The sequence below is a fragment of the Arthrobacter sp. P1_C12_2 genome (assembly GCF_056406415.1).
In genome coordinates this window covers 84,567-106,271 of record NZ_JBFUAF010000003.1, presented here as the reverse complement: position 1 = coordinate 106,271, position 21,705 = coordinate 84,567, and the positions used below count along the sequence as shown (strand labels likewise).

Below are 21,705 nucleotides of genomic sequence, written 5' to 3'. Positions count from 1 at the left end.
GCCAGATAAGTTGCGCAGCCGGGCGCAGGCCGGGCAGCGCAGAAGCCTACGGAAGCGAAGCTCCACGTGACTGACAAAAGTCCCACCCCTCCCGACCGGCCAGATCCGCACCTGGATCCCACGGACGACACCGACGAGCCGGCGTTCGACTGGATGAAACCGGCGTCCACCGCCAAGTCCACGGCCAGCCCGGCAGCCGGGTCGACCGGCCCGTCCACGGCCAGCCCGGCCGCCTCGGCCAGCCCGGCCGCCACGGCCGGCCCGGCAGCAGCGGGCACGGCAGCGCAATCGGAAGCGCCCACCGCCAGCCAGCCGGAGAGCCGCGCCGACCGCAAGGCGGCCGAGGCCGCCGCCATCGGCCAGGATGCTGCCCAGCCGGACGGCGAGGAGCCCGGTGCACCAGCCGGAGCCCGTCTGGACTCGGCCCCCGAGGACGACGTCGAACGCCGCAACGCCGAACGCCGGAATGCCGAACGCGAGCAGGCGGCCAAGGCCAAGCCCGTCCTGCCGCGGGTGCTGCAGGTGCTGCTCGCCGTGTTCTACCCGGTAATCCTGCTGGTGCTCGCGGTCCGCGCCGTAACCAGCCCCATGTTCCTCTGGGTGGAATACAACCGTCCGGGCTTCCCGGGTGACGGCTACGGCTTCAGCGCCGATGACCGCATGACCTACGGTTCCTACGCGGTGGACTACCTCAGCAACTGGTCGGGTCCCCGCTACCTCGGTGATCTTGTGGACCAAAGCGGGGAGCGGCTGTTCAAAGACGGCGAAGTCAGCCACATGGCCGACGTCAAGGCCGTGATCCTGTCCACGTTCGGTGCCGGCACCCTCCTGATCCTGCTGGGCCTGGTTGCCGTGATCTACCTGAAGCGGAAACACAACGGGGGAGTCCGCCGAGGCCTGTTCGCCGGCTCGATCGTCACCCTCGCGCTCATCATAGGCCTCGGTACCCTTGCCGTGCTCGGCTGGGAGCAGTTCTTTACCGATTTCCACCGTATTTTCTTCGCCAACGGGACCTGGACATTTACGCTCCAGGACACCCTGATCCGGCTCTTCCCGGGCCAGTTCTGGATGGACGCCGGGATCGTCATCGGAGGCCTTGTGCTACTGGCTTCCCTGGTCACCCTCGTCCTGACGTGGCCCACACGCCGGCGCCGCGGTCTTGGCAAGAAGGCCGCCGCCACGTCCAAGGACACGGACACTGATGCCGACGCCGACGCGACCGCCGAGGCTGCGCCCGCGGCGGACGGCACGGCAGGCAGCGAGGCAGAGGGCGCGGCACGCACCCGGCACACCGTCTGACGGGCCAGTTGCCTGCGGGTCAGCCGTAGATGCGGTTGATCTGCTGTTCGTAGTCCCGCACGACGGCGGCCCGCTTGAGTTTGAGCGAGGGGGTCAGGTGCCCTGATTCCACGGTGAAGTCGGCGTCCAGGATGACGAAGCTGCGGATCGACTCGGCCTTGGAGACCGTGAGGTTCGCCGCATCGATGGCTTCCTGGATCGCGGCCCGGACGCTCTGGTCGGCGGCGGCTTCGGCCGGCGCCATGACGGGCACCTTCCGGGCGGTGCACCAGTCGCTCAGTCCTTCCGGGTCCAGGTTGACCAGTGCCGAGACAAAGGGCCGGCCGTCTCCAATGACCACGGCCTGTCCGACCAGCTGGTGCTCCCGGATCTTCTCCTCGAGCGGGCCCGGGGCGACATTCTTGCCCCCGGCCGTGACCAGCAGGTCCTTCTTCCGGCCCGTGATGGTCAGGAATCCGTCCTCGTCGAGGGAGCCGAGGTCGCCGGTCCGGAAGAAACCGTCCACGAACGCCTCAGCGTTGGCGGCCTCGTTGGCGTGGTAGCCCTTGAAAACGCCGATGCCCTTGACCAGGATCTCGCCGTCGTCGGCCACCCGGACCGTGGTGCCCGGCACCGGGATGCCGACTGTGCCGACCTTGGTCCGGGCCGGGGTGTTGACCGTGCAGGGCGCCGTGGTTTCGGTCAGGCCGTAGCCTTCCAGGACGGGTATGCCCGCGCCGCGGAAGAAATGGGCGTCGTTGGAGCTCAGCGGGCTGGCACCGGAGACCGTGTACCGCAGCTGGCCGCCGAAGGCCTGCCGGAGCTTGGGGTACAGGAGCCGGTCGAAGACCGCGTGCCGGGCACGCAGGAGGAGTCCGGGGCCCGAGCCGTTGCCCCGGGAGGCAGCGTCGAGCGCCTTGGAGTAGTCGATCGCGGCCGTCGCTGCGGCTGTGAAGATGCGTTCCTTGCCGGCGGCGGCAGCGGTCTGCGCGGCTCCGGCGTAGACCTTCTCGAAGATCCGGGGGACCACCAGCAGGAAGGAGGGCTTGAAGCTGGCCAGGTCGTCCAGGAGCTCCTTGGCGCTGGCGGTGTGGCCGAGGGTGGAGCCGGAGCTCAGGCAGACGACCTGCACCGCCCGGGCCAGGACGTGCGCCAGGGGCAGGAACATCAGCGTCCGCGAGCGTGGCTGCATGAGGAGCTCGGGCAGGAACAAGACGATGTTCTTGGCCACCAGGGCAAAGTTGGCGTGGGTGATCTCGCAGCCCTTGGGCTTGCCGGTGGTGCCCGAGGTGTAGACCAGGGATGCCACATCGGCCAGGGACGCAGCGGACCGGTGGCGTTCGAGCTCGGCGTCGGTCACCCCGGTGCCGGCCGCGGCCAGGCTCGCCAGGTTCGGTGCGGCGCCGTCGTGCTCCATCCGCACGACGGCGACAAGCCGGTCGCCGAGGACGGTGGAGGCGTCCAGGACGCCCTGGACGAGGGCGGCCTTGGCGTGGTCCTCGACAAACACCCGCGGGGCCCCCGAATCGTGGAGGATCCACTCGACCTGGGCCGCGGAGGAGGTCTCGTAGATCGGGACGGTGACGCCGCCGGCGAACCAGATGGCAAAGTCCACCACCGTCCACTCGTACCGGGTGGCGGACATGACCGCGACGGTTTCGCCCGGCGTGAGTCCGCCGGCGATCAGGCCCTTGGCCAGGGCAGTGACCTGCTGCAGGAAGTGTTGGACGGAGACGTCGGTCCAGCCGCTGGGGCCTTTGCGGGAGTAGAGGGCGTGCACGGGATCCTTCGCGTGCTGCTCCAGGAGCAGGTCAGTCACGTTGCTCTCCGGGTCCAGCTCCACGAGCAGTCCGGTGCTTGCTTCTCTCACAGCCGAGTCTCCATTTCCGGGTCCGCCCGGAGTTCGGCGGACTTTCCCCTGCAATCCTGCCCTAGATCCAGGACGGCATCCACATCCGGATGCGCCAGTCCTGGTACGGGATCACCTCGGCCGTCCAGACCGGGTAGAAGAACGCGGACACCAGCACGGCCGCCACCACGAACAGCGCCACCAGGTAGAACCCGGATCGCCGGCGCCAGAGGGGATCGCCGCGCTGGCCGAGCACCAGCCCCAGGCAATAGACGAGCGCCAGCACCAGGAACGGTTCAAAGGAGACGGCGTAGAAGGTGAAGGTGGTGCGCTCCGGGTACATGAACCAGGGCAGATAACCGGCGGCCACTCCGGCCAGGACCGCGCCGGCGCGCCAGTCGCGGCGGCCCGCCCACCAGAACAGCAGGACGCCCAGACTCACGGCCGCGCTCCACCAGATCAGCGGGTTGCCCACGGAGAGGATGGCCGTGGTGCAGTTGGTCAGATCGCAGCCCGGGGTGCCCTGGCCGGGGGATTCGTAGAAGAAGGACGTGGGCCGGCCCATGACCAGCCAGCTCCAGGCGCTGGCCTCGTAGGGGTGGTCGGCACTCAGGCCCTGGTGGAACTTGTAGGCCTCAAGGTGGTAATGCGCCAGGGACCGTACGGCGTTCGGCAGCCAGCCCCACTCGGCGGACGGGTTGGTCTCGGCCCAGTGCCTGAAGTAGGCGTCCGTGGACCGGAACCAGCCGGTCCACGTGGCGCCGTAGACCAGGGCGGCCACCGGAACGATGCTCAGGAAGGCCGGGACGCCGTCCTTGAGGATGCCGCCGCTGATCCAGGCATGCACACCGGCTATGCGCCGTGCGCTGAGGTCCCAGAAGACGGTCAGCAGGCCGAATCCGGCCAGAAAGAACAGGGCGGACCATTTCGTGCCGACCGCCAGGCCCAGGCAGACGCCCGCGGCGAGGCGCCACCAGCGGATGCCGAGCCAGGGCCCGGAGGTGAGCTGCAGCGCCGAGGGCCGCCCCGTGGCGGAGGCTGCGGCCTGCCGGCCGAGCCGGGCTGCCAGCCGCCTCCGGCCGTCGTCGCGGTCCATCAGCAGCGCCCCGAACGCGGCGAGGATCCAGAACATGAGGAAGATGTCCAGCAGCGAGGTCCGGGACATGACCAGGTGGTGGCCATCCACGGCGAGCAGGACGCCGGCCACAGCGCCCAGAGTCAGCGAGCGGAAGAGCTTTTGCGCGATCAGGGCCAGCAGGAAGATGGACAGCGTCCCCGTCAGGGCCGCACCGAACCGCCAGCCGAAGGGATTGTCCGCCCCGAACAGCCACATGCCCGCGGCGATCATCCACTTGCCGACCGGCGGGTGGACCACGTACTCCGGCGTGTTCAGCAGCACGCCGGGGTTGCCGGCAATGAAGGAGTCGTTCGCCCGGTCAGGCCAGCTGCGCTCGTACCCGCTGAGCAGGAATGAGTACGCGTCTTTGACGTAGTACGTTTCGTCAAAGACCAGGTTTCGCGGCGTGTCCAGCCGAACGAACCGCAGGACGCCGCCCAGCGCGGCCGTGAGGGCCGGAATGAGCCAGTACCAGAGCCGAAGCGACGCCGGGTAGTCCCGCCAGCTCTGGAGGCTGCCGATCAGGCGTTCCCTGAGGGCCTCCGGGGTGTTGGCCTCGGCGGGGCGGCCGATCCAGCGGTGTCCTTCAAGGTTGCGGCCTGTGCGGAACCGGCTCCGGTCCCGGCCGTCGGGACCGCTCGGGCCTGACGTCGGCGATGCATCGGGGCCAGCCTCGGGCTGCCGCGTGGGGGTCTGGGTCACGTTGCCCATGCTACCTTTCGCAGCTGTGCTCTCAGGGCCCCGCCCCGGCGGCAGTAGGCTGGTCCTGTGGACCACGAACCCAGCACTTCCCCCCTTCCTCCCCTCGACGACAGCGCGGCTGCCGCCGTTGCCGCCCCCGTTCCCGCCGTTGGCGGCCCCGGCAGGATCGTCCTCGCGGCGACGCCGATCGGGAACGCCGGCGATGCCTCGGCGCGGCTCGTGGAGTTGCTCTCGACGGCGGACATCGTCGCCGCGGAGGACACCCGGAGGCTGCACCGCCTCGTGCAGAACCTCGGCATCACCGTGGCCGGCCGGATCATCAGCTATCACGAGCACAATGAGGCAGCCAAGACGGCCGACCTGCTGGACCAGGTCCGGTCCGGCAAGACCCTGGTGATGGTGACCGACGCCGGCATGCCGTCCGTTTCGGACCCGGGCTTCCGGCTGGTCGAAGGCGCCGTGGCGGCCGGCCTCACCGTCACCGCGGCGCCGGGCCCCTCCGCCGTGCTGACCGCCCTGGCCCTGTCGGGCCTGCCGACGGACCGCTTTTGCTTCGAAGGATTCCTGCCCCGCAAGGCGGGTGAACGCTCCTCGCGGCTGGCGGACCTCGACGCCGAGCGGCGCACCATGGTGTTTTTCGAGGCGCCGCACCGGCTGGAACCCATGCTGAGGGCCCTGCGCGAAAGCTTCGGCGCCGACCGCCGGGCCGCCGTCTGCCGTGAACTCACCAAGACCTATGAAGAGGTCATCCGCGGCACCCTGCGCGAGCTGCTCGAATGGGCCGAGTCCAACGAGGTGCGCGGCGAGATCGCCGTGGTGGTGGGCGGGGCTCCGGAACGCGAACCCGGCCGTCCCGAGGACCACGTCGCTGCCGTCAACGGGCTGATAGCCCAAGGCATCCGGCTGAAGGAAGCCGTCGCCGCCGTGGCCGACGACGCGAAGGTCAGCAAGCGCGAACTCTATGCCGCGGTCCTCGCCGCGCGGTGATCCAGACGGTCGGTTCCGGGCTGCCGGATCCAGGCAGGGGATTCCGCTCGCCGCCAGGCCCTCACCGGCCGGCTGGAACCGGACCCCACGGGTCGCACGGAGCGGTTGTGCAGCTGCACAGCATATTCTGGATCGGGTAGTGCGCCCATGCATAGACTTGCCCGTGAGCGCGGCAGTACCGTGGCAGTAATCCAGACGCCCGTGCCTGCCTGCGGGAACGAGCGCCTGCACCAAAAACTAATTCCAACAAACTAGTGCCAACAAACTAGGGCCAACCGAATTGCTGACGAGGGAGTCATTGTGACTGTAACTGCCCAGCCTATTGTTTCCGCGGAGCGCGAGAGCGCCCTGCTGGCGTCCGTTCCGACGGGCCTGCTGATCAACGGCGAGTGGCGTCCGGCCGCGTCCGGGAAGACCTTCGACGTCGAGGACCCCGCCACCGGGAAGGTCCTGCTCAGCATTGCCGACGCCGGCCCCGAGGACGGCAAGGCGGCCCTGGACGCGGCCGCTGCCGCGCAGGAGTCCTGGGCCAAGGTCCCGGCCCGGGAACGCGGCGAGATCCTGCGCCGCGCCTTCGAGCTCGTGACCGAGCGTGCCGAGGACTTCGCGCTGCTGATGACCCTGGAGATGGGCAAACCGCTGGCCGAGGCCCGCGGCGAGGTCACCTACGGCGCTGAGTTCCTGCGCTGGTTCTCCGAGGAAGCCGTCCGCGCCTTCGGCCGCTATTCGGTCTCCCCGGACGGCAAGTCCCGGCTGCTGGTGACCAAGAAGCCAGTGGGCCCGTGCCTGCTGATCACGCCGTGGAACTTCCCGCTGGCCATGGCCACCCGCAAGATCGCCCCCGCCGTCGCCGCGGGCTGCACCATGGTGCTCAAGTCTGCGAACCTGACCCCGCTGACCTCGCAGCTGTTCGCCGCCGTGATGGTCGAGGCCGGCCTGCCCGCCGGTGTCCTGAACGTCATCCCGACGTCCACGGCCGGCGCGACCACCGGGCCGCTGATCAAGGACCAGCGCCTGCGCAAACTCTCCTTCACCGGCTCCACCGAGGTCGGCCGGCGGCTGCTGTCGGATGCGTCCGAGACGGTGCTGCGGACCTCGATGGAGCTTGGCGGGAACGCCCCGTTCGTGGTGTTCGGCGACGCCGACATCGACGCCGCCGTCGCCGGGGCAATGCTGGCGAAGCTGCGGAACATGGGCGAGGCCTGCACCGCGGCGAACCGGTTCATCGTGCACGAGTCCGTCGCGGCCGAGTTCGCGGAGAAGTTCGCCGCGAAGATGGCGGACATGACCACGGCCCGGGGCACCGAGGCCGAGTCCAAGGTGGGCCCGCTGATCGATGCCAAGAGCCGGGACAAGGTCCACGAACTCGTCACGGACGCGGTGAACTCCGGCGCGGTCGCCGTCACCGGCGGTTCCGCCGTCGAGGGCCCGGGCTATTTCTACAAGCCCACGATCCTCACCGGCGTGAGCGAGGGCAGCCGGATCCTGTCCGAGGAAATCTTCGGACCCGTCGCCCCGATCATCACCTTCGACACCGAGGACGAGGCCGTCCGGCTCGCGAACAACACCGAGTACGGGCTGGTGGCCTACGTCTTCACCCGGGACCTGAACCGGGGCATCCGGATGGGCGAACGGCTCGAGACCGGCATGCTGGGCCTGAACGCGGGCGTGGTCTCCAACGCGGCCGCCCCCTTCGGCGGCGTCAAGCAGTCCGGCCTGGGCCGCGAAGGCGGCCTGGAGGGCATCGAGGAATACCTCTACACCCAGTACATCGGCATCGCCGACCCCTACGCCGGCTAGCCAGAAAAGCTAGCCGCGGCGCACCCGGCGGACGGAGTTGCGGATCTTCCCCCAGGATCCCGCGAACCCCCGCCGGGTGCGTTGTGCTGTCCGGGAGAGGATCCCGCGGGGCAGCTGGAGGGCCCGCCGCCAGCCGGACATCACCGACGGCGGCAGCCAGGCCGCGCGCAGCCGGACCAGGAACCCCGCGTTGGCCCGCAGCGAGGCCTGCACGAGGGCGATCCTGGCGGCGGGGTCGGCCGGAGCCGCGGAGTCCGCGTTCTGCCCCGGACCGGCGGCGCCGCCCGGGCGGCCGTACTGCTCGCGTTCAAAGTCCTCGGTCAGGGCGGCCACGGCCTGCTGGCCGGGCCCGTCCGCGCCGCCGGGTCCCCCCAAGGCCGCCGAGGCACGCAACCGCTCGGAGAAATGCCGCGGCGTCTCGCTCGCTCCGGGCGCCACCCCGTAGTCCGTGGCCAGATCCCGCAGTTCCGCCCAGGCCGGCAGCGCCGTCCCGGCCGCGGCGCCGGGATGGCCGCGGGCCCCCGTCCTCAGCCTTCGGCGCCGCTCCCCGCGGCGCACCAGCCGCGGGGAGGCCACCAGCAGCGCCAGCAGCAGCACCGCGGCAACACCGTACAGCGCCTGTGCCGTCTGCGCGCCGCCGGCCGCCGGCGTGCCCGTTCCGGGCAGCGGGACCGTGCCGGGGACGGGGACCGGTGCCTGGGTGGAGCCGTCACCTGGGGTCAGGGCGTCGTTGCGATCGTTGGTGCTGGCACCGCTGGGCACGGAGGCATCCGTGGCATACGCCGGAACGACGCCGCGGGATGGCGTCGGCTCAAACGCGACCCAGCCGACGCCCTGGAAGTAGAGTTCCGGCCAGGCATGGGCGTCCCGGGCATCGACCTCGAACTCCGGAAGCGGACCCTGGCCCGAGACCGCCACTGTGGCCCCGGTGAGGCGCCCCGGCGCGTAGCCCACGGCGATCCTGCTCGGGATGCCCTCCAACCTGGCCATCACGGCCATGGCGGAGGCGAAATGAATGCAGTAGCCGCTCTTCTGGGTCAGGAAGTCCGCCAGCACGGACAGGCCGTTGCCGTCGTAGCCGCCCTGCACGGGGGACTGCAGGGAGTAGCTGAACTCGGTGGAGCGCAGATACCTCTGGATCGCCATGGCCCGCGAATAGGGCGAGTTGGCACCCGCCGTCACGGTTTTGGCCGTGCTGCGCACAACCTCCGGAACATTCGAAGGCTCCCGGAGGAACTGCTCGGGGACATCGCGCACGGGCCCGGAAGCCCCCGCCAGCAGCGTTGCCGTGAGCTGGGGAGTGACGGATGTGACGACGTACTGCTGGTCGCGGGAATTTGTGTCCACCCCCTTGATGCTCAGCGTGGCAGGATCCCAGTTCCAGCGCCCTGAGAGGCCGTTGACAGCTTCCGGCGCATACGGCGCGGGCAGGTATGGGCTCGTGTACTGGCCGGTGTTGACGGCCGTAATCACGCGGAGCTCGGTCGCGGCGGTCTCATGCCCGGGCTCGATCCTGCCGGTCCCCTGTCGCCGGGTGGATTCCCGGTCATCGGGTGACCAGGCATCGCCGTCAAAGTTGTCCACGGTCACCGAACGCAGGTAGGGCGTCGTCGGCGCGTTCGTGGCGAACGTGATCCGGCCCTCGCCGGAGGGGCTGCGCAGGCTGTTGCCCAGGCTGATCATCGGATTCAGGCCGGTGGCGCCGCCGAACGGGTTCAGCCGCGAGCCCTGCGGGAACGTGCCCTGGTCGAAACCCGGGATGACCAACTGCAGCACCAGCGTAAGGGTCAGCGCCGCGACGGCCGTGATCGTGCCGCGCCGGAGTTGCCCGGGGTTGCGGGCGGTGTCGGCCAGGGTGCGGGCATCCGGCGTGTACCAATGGCTGCACCCGAGGATTAACAGGTACCCGACGGTGGCGCCCACGAATCCCAGTACCCCGACGCTTTGCGGCTTGACCATGGCCGGCACCACGAGGATTGCCAGGATCCCCAGCCCGCTCGTGGCCGGCAGCGCCAGCGGGAACGCCAGGGCGTCGATGAGGATCACCAACAGCCCGAGGACCGTGCAGATCAACATGACTATGCCGGCGTTGGGAGCCACCGGGGTGCTCTCGGCCAGGACCGTTTCGCTGGCCCGCCGGAGGAACTTTCCCAGGTAGTTCATGGTCTCCGGGGACGGGATGAACCCGGCAATGCTGTGCTGCCGGAAGAAAATGAAGGTCACGGCCACGATCAGCGCCGCCAGGCCGCCGGCAGCCACGAGCCAGGGCCGGACTCGCAGGGACCGGAGCACGGCCATGGAGAACGCAACGGAGAGGACGGTGCTGAACACCGGTGAGTACCAGGCCCACCCGCGCAGAACGCCGTTGAATCCGAGGGCCGCGCCAGCGACTGCCACCGCGATTGCGGTCGCCATCACCCAGGGCTGGGCGCCGGGTCCGTCCGGCCGGGACGCCGCGCCGGGGGAGAGGACTGTTGGTTCTTCTGTGCCGGCCGTGCCGGTGCCGGCTCCGGAGCTGCGCTGCGGGGCGAGCGTCATGGCCGGCCCCCCACGCCGCGGCGGACGTCGGCCGCGGCGGACATCGCCGGGTCCGCCTGGTCGAAGGCTGCCCAGGCGTCCGGCAGCGAGCTCTGGGCGGATACCGCCACGGCCCGCCATCCGCCCAGCCGCAGCGCCTCCAGCACCTCGGGTACTTCGCCGGAATCCAGGGCATGGTCCGTGACCAGCAGCGCGAAGGCGTTCGCGCCGAACCCGGCGGCCGGGGACAGCGCCCGGGCCTCGGCCGGGGACAGGCTGCCCAGGACCGCCAGGACCGGTCCCCGCAGCCGGTGGGCGGAAAGTTTGTCCATCAGGGCGTCGTCGAAGGCCTGCGGGGCATTCCCGGTGCCCGAAACGGCCCCGGCGCGGAATCCACCCGGCGTGGAGGTTCCGGCGGTGGTTCCCGCCTTGGCCTCCTGCGGGCGGGGCTGGGGGCGGGGCCCCGGGGCGCGGTCACGGCGCGGATGGGTGTGGAGGTGGCTGTGGTGCGGGCCGGAAAGTTCGATGGCGGCCAGGCTTTCGGCGATGGACTGCAGTCCGGCCGTTCCGGTGTATTCCTCGGCCTCCGGATCGGGAGCGGACGGCGAATTCCGGAAGGCGGGCGCGCCCGCGGTGTCCAGGAACCGCAGCGTGTAGTTGCGTTCCGCGAGGTGCGCCCCGATCGACATCGCCGCCGTGACAGCCCATTCGAAGGCATCGCAGGTCAGCAGCTCATGGCCGTCCCCCTCCCCATGCCCAGGGTGGGCGCCGGAGGCATGGGCACTGTGGCCGAACACGCCGTGGGGGTAGGCCGAGACCCGCTGATCCAGGATGATGGTCGCCTCGGGGGTCGTGACGGATTCCTCCTGCCGCACCATGAGGGATCCGTGGCGGGCGGTCGCGGCCCAGTGCACCCGGCGCAGCGGATCCCCGTGGCGGTATTCGCGGGTCATGACGTCGTCGTCGCTGGGATTGGCCCGGGCCCGCGTGGGCGTGACGCCGTCGTGTCCGCGGGCACCGGCCAGCCCCGTCTCCGGGAGCTCCACGGCGGCCGGCGTCACGGTGAGGAGGTCGCCGTCGTCGATCGCGTGGCGGTGGAAGGACAGCCCGAAAGGGTCGCTGAACTCTGCCGTGACGGGCCCGATCAGGAACTGTCCGCGCCTGGCCGAGCGGAGGTGGTACTCATAGCGGCTGGTGCCGCCGGCGGCCGCACGTGCCGGGAACCGGAAGACGGGGGATTCGCCGAACCGGGCCGGCAGGTGTTCCTCCATGACCGCGTGCCCTGCCCCGGCCCCGGTCCGCGCGACGGCCAGCCGCACCGTAGTGCGCGCGGACGTTTCGACCGGCGACGGGCTGAATTCGCGGTAGACCTGGAACCTCGGCTTCAGGACCCGGGTTCCGGCCAGGGCCAGCACGGGCAGCACCAGCAGCAGTACGGCCAGCGCCAGCAGGTCCCGGCGCCCCATGATCTGCGCGGCCAGCAGGGACAGCGCACCCGCGCCGAGCAGGCCCCAGCCGCGGGTGCTGAAGAAGTGTCCGGGGAACCGATCCCTCAACGCCACGGCGGGACCATTCCCTAGCGCGGATTCGGCAGTTTGGGTGAGGGCGCGGCTGCGATGACCGAGGCATTCTTCCGGCCAGGGCGGCCGGTTCCGTTGGTTGAAGCCGTCACCTCCGGGGTGACGGGAATCTTGGCGATGATGGCCCGGATGACGCTTTGCGGCGTCTCACCCGCGCTGGCCGCCTTGCGGTCGAGGATGATCCGGTGGGCGAGCACCTCCTCGGCGACGCTGACGACGTCGTCCGGCAGCACGAAGTCCCGGCCCTCCAGCGCGGCCGTGGCCTTCGCCGCACGCAGCAGCTGCAGCATGGACCGCGGACTGGCGCCGAGCCGGAGAAGCCCGCTTTCCCGCGTGGCCCGTCCCAGGGCCACCGTGTATTCCTTGATGGAACGGGACACATAGACCTGCTGCACCGTGGCGATCATGGCGGCCACTTCCGCCGCGGTGACCACTGCCGTCACGCGGGCCAGCGGAGAGGATGCCTGGTGGGTTTCGAGCATCTCCATCTCGGACTCGCGGTCGGGGTAGCCCATGGAAATCCGGGCCATGAAACGGTCCCGCTGCGCTTCCGGCAGCGGGTACGTGCCCTCCATCTCAATGGGGTTCTGCGTCGCCACCACCATGAACGGCTCATCCAGCCGGTAGGACGTGCCGTCCACCGTGACCTGGTGCTCCTCCATGCACTCCAGCAGGGCTGATTGGGTCTTGGCCGAGGCGCGGTTGATTTCGTCCCCGATGACGATATTGGCGAACACCGCGCCGTGCCGGAACTCGAAGGTCCGGGTCGCCTGGTTGTAAATGGACACGCCCGTGACGTCGGACGGGAGCAGGTCCGGAGTGAACTGGATCCGGCTGACGGAACAGTCGATGGTGCGGGCCAGGGTCTTGGCCAGCAACGTCTTGCCCACCCCCGGGACGTCTTCCAGGAGCAGGTGGCCCTGGGCGAGGAGGACGGTGAGCGCCAGCTTGGCCGCTTCGGCCTTGCCGTCGATGACCGTATTGATCGCCGTCAGGATCCGGGTGCTGGCTGAGTGGAAGGCGTCCGCGTCCATGGCCGGCGAGGAGCGGTGTCCGGCTCCGTTGGGGTCCATGCCGGGGCGGCCCGGGAGGCTCTGTCCTTCGGGGAGGATGTCGTCTAGGGAAGTGCGGTGGTAATCCATCGGCAGCCTTTCAGCCCTGGTGGGTCCCGGAACTGACCGCCCGCGGCCGCCGGGCCCCGCAGCGGCGTTCGCCTGTTTCCTAACGGGGAAATAACAGAGTATTAACAGACTACTAACACAACCGCCGGCCCTGACAGAGCGTTCCGGGGATTTTTGGGCGCCGGTTAGGGTGGATGAATGCTCAATCCCCTCACCCCCGTCCCGTTCCGGTCGCCTGGAAACGACGGTACCGGACGCAGCGGGTATCCGCCCGCACCCGAGCCGCTTCCCGTGCCGGTCATGGACAACCACACGCATTTGGACTTTCCCGACGCGGAGCTCGAGGTCGGCGTGAAGGACGCCCTCGATGCCGCCGCGGCGGTGGGCGTCCAAGGCGCGGTGCAGGTTGGCTGCGACCTCGAATCGTCCCGGTTTACGGTCAAGGCGGTCGACCTCGATTCGCGGCTCCTGGGCGCCGTTGCCCTCCACCCCAACGATGCCCCCGGCTACGCCCGGCGTGGCGGCCTGGAGGAGGCCCTGGCTGAGATCGAGGCGCTCGCCGCCCATCCGAGGATCCGGGCGATCGGTGAGACCGGCCTCGACTTCTTCCGGACCGAGGGGGAGGGGCTGGCCCACCAGCGCTATTCGTTCCGCCGCCATATCGATATCGCCAAACGGCTTGGACTGACACTCCAAATCCACGACCGCGACGCCCACGACGACGTCGTCCAGGTCCTGCGCGAAGAGGGGGCCCCGGAGCGGGTGGTCTTCCACTGTTTCTCCGGCGGCGAGGACCTCGCCCGGACCTGCAACGCGGAGGGCTGGTATATGTCCTTTGCCGGAACGGTGACCTTCAAGAACGCGGCGGACCTGCGGGCAGCGCTGGCCATCGCGGAGCCGAGCCGGATCCTGGTCGAGACCGACGCGCCCTTCCTCACCCCGCACCCGCATCGCGGCCGGCCGAACGCAAGCTACATGGTTCCGTATACGGTGCGGGCCATGGCCGATGTGACTGGGTCCGAGCTTTCCGGGCTGTGCGCGCAGATCGCCGCAAATACGGTGCGGGCGTACGGATCCTGGGACTGAACCGCCCTCATCCAGCCTCCCGGAATAGATACCGGGTATGCACAAATTCTTGGTTCATTTATAACGCTTCGATTACAGTGGTCAACTATTAGCCGGGGTCGGGGAAGGCCTACGGATAATTTCACTCCAGCAGGGCGTGCATTGTGGCAAACGAACCACGTGCGCGCTCTCGTTTTGGGTGAGGCAGTGCACGCATGTTTCGTGACGCTCCGGACGCTGTCCGGAGCCGCCGTTGGCGCGCTCGCGGATGTGGTTTCGTGCACTTTTCCCCGTGCCCGGAAGGTCCAAGAGATTCGGGCAATTGTGGTCAAGTTCTTCACATCGGACGGCAAGTTCAGCTTCGTCAAGGTTGGCACGCAGCTCGTAGTGCTGGTGGCACTTGTGCTGGGCCTCGTGGCCTTCGTCGGCAACAACAAGACGATCACACTCAACGTGGATGGCAAAGTCAGCTCCGTCCAGTCCTTCGGCGGAACTGTCGGGGAAGTCGTCAAGGGTGCCAAGGTTGAACTGCAGCCATCCGACAAGGTGTCTCCTTCGGTTGACGCCCATGTGCAGGACGGGTCAGTGATCAACGTCAACCTCGCCAAGGCCGTCAAGGTCAGCCTGGACGGCGCCGAACGGACCATCTCCACCACCTCGCCCACCGTCGCAGGCCTCGTGACCGAACTCGGTGTGGCCAGTGCCTCGCAGGTCTCCGTGCCCAAGGACGCCCAGCTCGCCGTCTCCGGCTCCTTCGTTGCCATCTCGACGCCGAAAAAGGTGAGCGTCGTTGCGGACGGCAAGGCAGCCGCGACCACCACGACGGCGGCCACAGTGGCCAAGGTGCTGGAGGACGCCGGGCTCAAGCTCGGGGCCAGCGACCGCGTCTCCCAGCCCGGGAACGCTCCCGTGGTCAATGACATGGTGATCAAGGTCTCCCGCGTCGACGTCAGCAAGACCGCCAAAACCACCGAGCCCATCGCCTTCGAAACACTCACCACCGAGAGCGCGGACATGTTCAAGGGTGAGAAGAAGGTCACCCAGGCCGGCGTCGCCGGCACCGCCAGCAAGAGCTTCAAACTGGTCCTCGTGGACGGCCGCGAAGCCTCCCGGACCCTGGTGTCCGAGACCGTCAGCGCCCAGCCCGTCACCGAAAAGGTGACTGTCGGCACCAAGGAAAAGCCCGAGCCCGCCGCCAACACCGGTGCAGCCGCCCCCGCCATGATGAACCAGGGCATGTGGGACAAGATCGCCCAGTGCGAATCCGGCGGCAACTGGTCCACCAACACCGGCAACGGCTACTACGGTGGCCTGCAGTTCGATGTTGGGACCTGGCTCAGCTCCGGCGGCGGCGCCTACGCCCCGAACGCCGCTGCGGCCACCAAGGCCCAGCAGATCGCCGTCGCCAACCGCGTCTACGCCCAGCGCGGCCTGCAGCCTTGGGGTTGCGGCTGGGCCGCCTCCAGCTAGCCGCCAGACCAGTAGGCCAGGCCGGCGGCTGACCGCCTGCCACTGAACCGCCCGACTCCCGCGGCTGCTGACCACAGCCAGGGGACCGCAGGCCGGGTCCGGATTCCCTCCGGACCCGGCCTGCGGCGTACCGGCGCCGGGATAGGATACCTAGGTGACTGAACCGAGCCCCTCCGCCCCCGAAAGCCTGCCCGGAGCGGCGCCCGCACCGCTGATGGGTGCCTCCGATATCCGCCGGCTGGCAGAGGAAATCGGCATGCGGCCCACGAAGACCCTCGGCCAGAACTTCGTCATCGACGGCAACACCATCCGGCGGATCGTGAACACCGCCGACATCCGGGCCGATGAAACCGTCCTGGAAGTCGGTCCCGGACTCGGGTCGCTGACGCTTGGCCTGCTGGACGCCGCCCGCAGCGTCGTCGCCGTCGAAATCGATCCGGTCCTCGCCGGGCGCCTGCCGGCCACGGTCGCAGCGTGGCGGCCGCACGCCGCCGGGAATTTCCACCTCGTCCTGGCCGACGCCATGAGGGTCACCGAACTTCCCGTCGAGCCGACCGCGCTCGTGGCGAATCTTCCCTACAACGTCGCCGTTCCCGTGGTGCTGCACCTCCTGCAGCACTTCCCGAGCCTGCAGCACGGCCTGGTCATGGTCCAGGATGAAGTCGCCGACCGCCTCGCGGCCGGCCCCGGTTCCAAGACCTACGGCGTGCCCTCGGTCAAGGCCGCCTGGTACAGCAGCATGCGCAAGGCCGGCGTGATCGGCATGAACGTCTTCTGGCCCGCGCCCAAGATCCATTCCGGACTCGTCGCTTTCACGCGCCGGGAGCCCCCCGTCACGACTGCTACCCGGGAGCAGGTCTTCGCCGTGATTGACGCCGCCTTCGCGCAGCGCCGCAAGACGCTCCGGGCAGCGCTGGCCGGCTGGGCCGGCAGTGCCGCCGAGGCCGAACGCTGCCTGCGGGCTGCCGGCGTCGACCCCACCGCCCGCGGTGAAGTGATCGACATCGCGGCGTTCGCCAGAATCGCCGAAGCCCACGGGCAGCCCGACTCCTGAGTTCCTTATGAGCTCCTTGTGGGTTCCCATGGGAGCTGTTGCGTGCTTGGAGCCCGGGCCTCGATGCCATAGCGTGGAGCCATGAACGCAGTGAGAGGGCGCTTTGCCGCGAGGACTGTCCGAGTGAAAGCTCCAGGCAAGGTTAACGTCTCACTGGACGTCGGACCGCTGCGGCCGGACGGCTACCACTCCGTGGCCAGCGTCTACCTGGCTGTCTCGCTCTACGAAGAAATTGCCGCCACCAGCACCGATACCGGCGAGATCACCGTCAGCATCAGCGATGCGAGCACCGTGGACCTTGATGGGGTGGACATTCCGCTCGATCACCGCAACCTGGCGTACAAGGCCGCAGCCATCATGGCTGACGTCTCGGAACACTCCACCGGGGTCCACCTGGAGATCACCAAACGGGTCCCTGTGGCGGGCGGCATGGGCGGCGGGTCGGCCGACGCCGCCGCAACCCTGCTGGCCTGCGACGCGTTGTGGAACAGCGGGCTGTCCCGCGATGAGCTGGCCCACCTGGCCGCCGAGCTCGGCGCCGACGTTCCCTTCGCGCTGCTGGGCGGCACCGCCGTCGGACTGGGCCTGGGCGATGACCTCTCGCCGGCCCTGGTCAAGGCCCAGACGGACTGGGTCCTGGTCGCCGCGGACTTCGGCCTGCCCACCCCGGAGGTCTACCGCACCCTGGACCGTCTGCGCGCGGCCGAGGGCGTGGCGGTGGACGAACCCGACGCCGTGGATCCCGGCGTGCTCACGGCACTGCGCAGCGGCGACGCCGACGCCCTGAGCCGCGTCCTGGTCAACGACCTCCAGCGCGCCTCGATCGAACTGGCCCCGGGCCTGCGCGAGACTCTGGGCCGTGGCGAGGCCTGCGGCGCGATCGCAGGCATCGTCTCCGGCTCCGGACCCACTGTCGCGTTCCTCGCGCACAGCCCGGCCGCGGCCGCCGGACTCGCCGAAGAGCTCCGCCATCACAGCTTCGACGCCATGGCGGTGCACGGCCCGGTGCACGGGGCCCGCATCATCTCCGATACGCTCCTTTAGGAGCTTTTGACGCACCGCATCTCATGACTTCACAGCATCACTTCACCGATACACCTAAGAAAGCAGTTCCCAGTGGCACACCTGCTCGGCGGCGAGAACCTCACTGTCTCGTATGCAACCCGTACCGTCCTCAACGGCATTACCCTCGGCCTTGAAGAGGGCGACCGGATCGGCATGGTGGGCCGCAACGGTGACGGCAAGTCGACCCTCATGCGGCTGCTGGCCATGCGTTCCACCCCGGACAGCGGCCGGGTGACCAAGCGCAGCGAGGTCAACATCGGCTACCTGGACCAGAGCGACGTGCTCGACGGCGACCTCACCGTCGGCGCCGCGATCGTGGGGGACCAGGCCGACTACGAGTGGGCCCGCAATCCCCAGATCCGCGAAGTCATGGGCGGCCTCGTGTCCGACGTCGACTGGCACGCCAACGTCCATGCGCTCTCCGGCGGGCAGAAGCGGCGTGTGGCGCTGGCCAAGCTGCTGATCGAGGACCACGACGTCATCATGCTCGACGAGCCCACCAACCACCTCGACGTCGAGGGCGTYGCGTGGCTGTCCCGGCACCTGAAGACCCGCTGGCGGGCCAACCAGGGCGCCTTCCTCGTGGTCACCCACGACCGCTGGTTCCTCGATGAAGTCTGCACCACGACCTGGGAAATCCACGACGGCATCATGGACCCGTTCGACGGCGGCTACGCCGCCTATGTGCTGGCCCGCGCCGAACGTGACCGCTCCGCTTCCGTGGTGGAGAGCAAACGCCAGCAGCTGGTGAAGAAGGAGCTCGCCTGGCTCCGGCGCGGCGCCCCGGCCCGCACGGCCAAGCCCAAGTTCCGGATCGAGGCGGCAAACGCCCTGATCGCCGACGTCCCCGAGCCGCGCGACTCGACGGCGCTGAGCAAGATGGCCACCGCCCGGCTCGGCAAGGACGTCCTGGACCTCGAGCACGTCTCACTGGACTTCCTCGGGGGCGACGCCGGGCAGAAGCTCTTCGACAACATCACGCTGCGCCTTGCTCCCGGTGAACGGCTGGGCCTCGTGGGCGTCAACGGTGCCGGCAAGACCACCCTGCTGAAGCTCCTCAACGGCGAGATCCAGCCCAGCTCCGGGAAGGTCAAGCGCGGCAAGACGGTGGTCACCGCGGTCCTGACCCAGGAGGTCAAGGAACTCGACGACGTCTCGGACCTGCGCGTGATCGAAGTGATCGAGCGGGAAAAGCGCTCCTTCAACGTCGGCGGCAAGGAATTCACCGCCGGCCAGCTCGTGGAGCAGCTTGGCTTCACCAACGAGAAGCAGTGGACCCCGGTCAAGGACCTCTCCGGTGGCGAACGCCGGCGGCTGCAGCTCCTGCGCCTGCTCGTGGGGGAGCCGAACGTGCTGATGCTTGACGAACCGACCAACGACCTCGACACCGATACCCTCGCCGCCGTCGAAGATGTGCTCGACGGCTGGCCCGGCACGCTCGTTGTGGTCAGCCACGACCGGTATCTGCTCGAGCGCGTCACGGACCACCAGATGGCGCTCCTTGGCGACGGCAAGATCCGCGCCCTGCCGCGCGGCGTGGACCAGTACCTTGAACTGCGGGAAGGGGCGCTGGCCGGCTCCACGATCACCGGCGGCGGGAACCCCGTCACCTCGGCCGGCGGAGGCTCCGCGCCCGCCGTCGCCGGTCCTTCGGAGGCCGAAAAGCGCGACGCCCGCAAGGCCAAGAACCGGATCGATCGCCAGCTGGGCAAACTCAAGCAGCAGGAAGACAAGATCCACGCCCAGATGACAGCCGGGGCCGGGGATGCCAGCAAGTTCGACCAGCTCGCCGGGCTCAACGCGAAACTCCAGGAACTCGCCGGGGAACGCGAAGCCCTCGAACTCGAATGGCTCGAGGCCCTGGAAGTGCTGGGGGAGTAGCCTCCTGGCCTACCCGGGACATGCCCAGTGTGTTCAGGCACCGCTGGGCATGTCCCCTGCAGGTCTGAATACCTGCTGGACATGTCCCTCGGGGCAGGCCAGGGATGGGCATATTGGCATTATGTCCATTGCTCGGGACCAACACTGGGCATGTCCCTCGGAGCCCTGGAAACCCGCGGGACATGTCCCTCGGCCAAGGATGGGCATGTCCCTCGGAGCCTTGGAAACCCGCGGGACATGTCCTACCGCGCGGGCCACGATGGGCATGTCCCTCGGCGCAGGCCAGGGATGAGCATGTCCCTTGGAGCCCTGGAAACCCGGGGGCCATGTCCTACGGCGCAGGCCAGGGATGAGCATGTTCCTCGCAGGTCTGATATCCCACAGGACATGTCCTACCGCGCGGGCCAGGGATGGGCATGTTGACATTATGTCCATTGCTCGGGACCAACACTGGGCATGTCCCCGCGGCAACAGGCGAGCACCTGCCCGCCGCCCTTCCGCGGCGCTGAGTCGCACGAGCATCAACCTTCGTGGCAGAATTGATTCTCGTGCCACAGGTCATGCCTGTGCACGGTCCGCTCTGGTGTAATGGCAGCACCCCGGCCTTTGGAGCCGTGGAGTATAGGTTCGAGTCCTATGGGCGGAACTTGGCGAGACACACTGCGCAACCAAGCAAGGAGAGCCAATACGTGAGCCCCGAGAATACTGGCCCAGCCGCCGTGATCGTCCTAGCTGCAGGGGCCGGTACCCGGATGAAATCCCGTACCCCCAAGATTCTCCATGAGATCGGCGGCCGCTCCCTGGTCGGCCACGCGCTCCAGGCGGCCCGCAGCATTAACCCCCGCGAGCTGGCCCTCGTGGTCCGCCATGAACGCGACCTCGTGGCCGCCCACGTCTCCGCCCTCGATCCGCAAGCCCTAATCGTGGACCAGGATGATGTGCCGGGCACTGGCCGCGCGGTCGAAGCGGCACTGGAAGCGCTCGATACGCTCGACCTCCACGATTCGCTGAGCGGAACGGTCGTGGTCACTTACGGCGACGTCCCCCTGCTCACCGGCGGCCTGCTCGCCGAGCTCGTCGCCGCCCACGAGGCCGAGGGCAACGCCGTCACGGTGCTCACTGCGGTGCTCGAGGACGCCACCGGCTACGGACGAATCCTCCGCGCAGAGGACGGAACCGTCACGGGAATCCGCGAGCACAAGGACGCCACCAGCGCCGAACGCGATATCCGTGAGGTCAACTCCGGCATCTACGCTTTCGACGCCGCCGTGCTGCGCGACGCGCTTGTCCACGTCACCACGGACAACGTCCAGGGCGAAAAGTACCTCACCGATGTCCTGGCCCTGGCCCGCGCCGCGGGCGGCCGCGTTGCCGCCGTCGTCACCGAGGACCGCTGGCAGGTGGAGGGCGCCAACGACCGCGTCCAGCTCTCGGCGCTCGGCGCCGAACACAACCGCCGCACTGTCGAGGCCTGGATGCGCGCCGGCGTGACCGTCGTGGATCCCGCCACCACGTGGATCGACGCCACGGTGACGCTCGACGAGGACGTCCGGCTCCTGCCCAACACCCAGCTGCACGGCGCCACCACGGKGGCGCGCGACGCCGTCGTCGGCCCGGACACCACGCTGACCGACGTCACGGTGGGAGCGGGCGCCACGGTGATCCGCACCCACGGCTCCGGCTCCACCATCGGGGCGCGCGCCAGCGTGGGCCCCTTCACCTACCTGCGCCCCGGCACCGTCCTGGGCGAGACCGGCAAGATCGGCGCATTCTACGAAACCAAGAACGTCACGATCGGCCGCGGCTCCAAGCTGTCCCACCTCGGCTACGCCGGGGACGCGGAAATCGGCGAGGACACCAACATCGGCTGCGGCAACATTACGGCCAACTACGACGGCGAGAAGAAGCACCGCACAGTGATCGGCTCGGGTGTGCGCACCGGTTCCAACACCGTGTTCGTGGCCCCCGTGCGCGTGGGCGACGGCGCCTACAGCGGCGCCGGCGCGATCATCCGCCAGGACGTCCCGGCCGGCGCCCTCGCGGTCACCATGGCCAGGCAGCGGAACTCGGAGGGCTGGGTTGCGGCCAACCGCCCCGGTTCCGTCTCCGCCGCACTGGCCGAGTCCGCATTGGTCCAATCCGCCGCCGCGGTCGATACAGCCGCCGCGGGCGCCGCCCCAATATCCTCCACTACTCCGGCACCGACAGAAGAGGGCTAG

14 protein-coding genes and 1 tRNA gene are annotated in these 21,705 nt (G+C 69.1%); 10 read left to right on the top strand and 5 right to left on the bottom strand.

The genetic code is table 11. The features are described from left to right. Window positions 1-66: 66 nt before the first annotated feature. Entirely contained in the window at window positions 67-1,299 is a 1,233-nt protein-coding gene (locus AC1DZQ_RS05090) for a TIGR01906 family membrane protein (RefSeq protein ID WP_476962483.1), read from the top strand. Between the two features lie 19 nt (window positions 1,300-1,318). Here the strand turns inward: AC1DZQ_RS05090 and AC1DZQ_RS05085 are convergent, their stop codons facing one another. Further along, window positions 1,319-3,148, bottom strand: coding sequence for an AMP-dependent synthetase/ligase (locus AC1DZQ_RS05085; protein ID WP_476962482.1), 1,830 nt, complete (start codon window positions 3,146-3,148; stop codon window positions 1,319-1,321). Window positions 3,149-3,209: 61 nt separating this feature from the next. After that, the gene (locus tag AC1DZQ_RS05080) at window positions 3,210-4,955 is read right to left on the bottom strand and encodes a dolichyl-phosphate-mannose--protein mannosyltransferase (protein WP_476962481.1); all 1,746 of its coding nucleotides are present in this window, start codon (window positions 4,953-4,955) and stop codon (window positions 3,210-3,212) included. Between the two features lie 57 nt (window positions 4,956-5,012). Here AC1DZQ_RS05080 and rsmI point away from each other — a divergent pair, with 57 nt between their 5' ends. Further along, entirely contained in the window at window positions 5,013-5,933 is a 921-nt protein-coding gene (gene rsmI / locus AC1DZQ_RS05075; RefSeq protein ID WP_476962480.1) for a 16S rRNA (cytidine(1402)-2'-O)-methyltransferase, read from the top strand. Window positions 5,934-6,233: 300 nt separating this feature from the next. Further along, the gene (locus AC1DZQ_RS05070) at window positions 6,234-7,733 is read left to right on the top strand and encodes an NAD-dependent succinate-semialdehyde dehydrogenase (RefSeq protein ID WP_476962479.1); all 1,500 of its coding nucleotides are present in this window, start codon (window positions 6,234-6,236) and stop codon (window positions 7,731-7,733) included. Between the two features lie 9 nt (window positions 7,734-7,742). Here AC1DZQ_RS05070 and AC1DZQ_RS05065 read toward each other — a convergent pair whose 3' ends face one another. The 3 genes from AC1DZQ_RS05065 to AC1DZQ_RS05055 are packed head-to-tail and all read right to left on the bottom strand — an operon-like array spanning window position 7,743 to window position 12,972. Continuing rightward, window positions 7,743-10,271 carry a transglutaminase TgpA family protein gene (locus tag AC1DZQ_RS05065; protein ID WP_476962478.1) on the bottom strand — a complete coding sequence of 843 codons (2,529 nt, stop codon included), beginning with the start codon at window positions 10,269-10,271 and terminating at the stop codon, window positions 7,743-7,745. Then, window positions 10,268-11,812: a DUF58 domain-containing protein gene (locus AC1DZQ_RS05060; RefSeq protein ID WP_476962477.1), complete on the bottom strand. Its 1,545-nt coding sequence runs from the start codon at window positions 11,810-11,812 to the stop codon at window positions 10,268-10,270. The genes AC1DZQ_RS05065 and AC1DZQ_RS05060 overlap by 4 nt, the downstream gene beginning before the upstream one ends. Window positions 11,813-11,826: 14 nt before the next feature. Beyond that, window positions 11,827-12,972, bottom strand: coding sequence for an AAA family ATPase (locus AC1DZQ_RS05055; protein ID WP_476962476.1), 1,146 nt, complete (start codon window positions 12,970-12,972; stop codon window positions 11,827-11,829). Window positions 12,973-13,149: 177 nt separating this feature from the next. On the opposite strand from AC1DZQ_RS05055, the gene AC1DZQ_RS05050 reads away from it, so the two are divergent. The 7 genes from AC1DZQ_RS05050 to glmU all read left to right on the top strand — a co-directional run bounded on the left by AC1DZQ_RS05050 (window position 13,150) and on the right by glmU (window position 21,705). Further along, the gene (locus AC1DZQ_RS05050) at window positions 13,150-14,037 is read left to right on the top strand and encodes a TatD family hydrolase (protein WP_476962475.1); all 888 of its coding nucleotides are present in this window, start codon (window positions 13,150-13,152) and stop codon (window positions 14,035-14,037) included. A 303-nt stretch (window positions 14,038-14,340) separates the two neighbouring features. Next, a complete protein-coding gene (locus AC1DZQ_RS05045; protein ID WP_476962612.1) occupies window positions 14,341-15,486 on the top strand; it encodes a transglycosylase family protein in 1,146 nt (381 codons plus the stop codon). A 214-nt stretch (window positions 15,487-15,700) separates the two neighbouring features. Then, window positions 15,701-16,540: a 16S rRNA (adenine(1518)-N(6)/adenine(1519)-N(6))-dimethyltransferase RsmA gene (gene rsmA, locus AC1DZQ_RS05040; protein WP_476962611.1), complete on the top strand. Its 840-nt coding sequence runs from the start codon at window positions 15,701-15,703 to the stop codon at window positions 16,538-16,540. Window positions 16,541-16,621: 81 nt separating this feature from the next. Beyond that, window positions 16,622-17,584, top strand: coding sequence for a 4-(cytidine 5'-diphospho)-2-C-methyl-D-erythritol kinase (locus AC1DZQ_RS05035; RefSeq protein WP_476962474.1), 963 nt, complete (start codon window positions 16,622-16,624; stop codon window positions 17,582-17,584). 72 nt (window positions 17,585-17,656) lie between these two features. Then, window positions 17,657-19,486, top strand: coding sequence for an ABC-F family ATP-binding cassette domain-containing protein (locus AC1DZQ_RS05030; protein ID WP_476962473.1), 1,830 nt, complete (start codon window positions 17,657-17,659; stop codon window positions 19,484-19,486). Window positions 19,487-20,060: 574 nt separating this feature from the next. Continuing rightward, window positions 20,061-20,132: transfer RNA gene (locus tag AC1DZQ_RS05025), tRNA-Gln, on the top strand. Window positions 20,133-20,175: 43 nt separating this feature from the next. Next, on the top strand, window positions 20,176-21,705 hold the full coding sequence (glmU, locus tag AC1DZQ_RS05020) for a bifunctional UDP-N-acetylglucosamine diphosphorylase/glucosamine-1-phosphate N-acetyltransferase GlmU (RefSeq protein WP_476962472.1): 1,530 nt from the start codon (window positions 20,176-20,178) through the stop codon (window positions 21,703-21,705).

Coding starts and splice junctions, on each gene's coding strand:
- AC1DZQ_RS05035 (WP_476962474.1), top strand. CDS start 16,622: ATGAACGCAGTGAGAGGGCGCTTTGCCGCGAGGACTGTCCGAGTGAAA.
- AC1DZQ_RS05050 (WP_476962475.1), top strand. CDS start 13,150: ATGCTCAATCCCCTCACCCCCGTCCCGTTCCGGTCGCCTGGAAACGAC.
- AC1DZQ_RS05080 (WP_476962481.1), bottom strand. CDS start 4,955: ATGGGCAACGTGACCCAGACCCCCACGCGGCAGCCCGAGGCTGGCCCC.
- AC1DZQ_RS05065 (WP_476962478.1), bottom strand. CDS start 10,271: ATGACGCTCGCCCCGCAGCGCAGCTCCGGAGCCGGCACCGGCACGGCC.
- AC1DZQ_RS05055 (WP_476962476.1), bottom strand. CDS start 12,972: ATGGATTACCACCGCACTTCCCTAGACGACATCCTCCCCGAAGGACAG.
- rsmA (WP_476962611.1), top strand. CDS start 15,701: ATGGGTGCCTCCGATATCCGCCGGCTGGCAGAGGAAATCGGCATGCGG.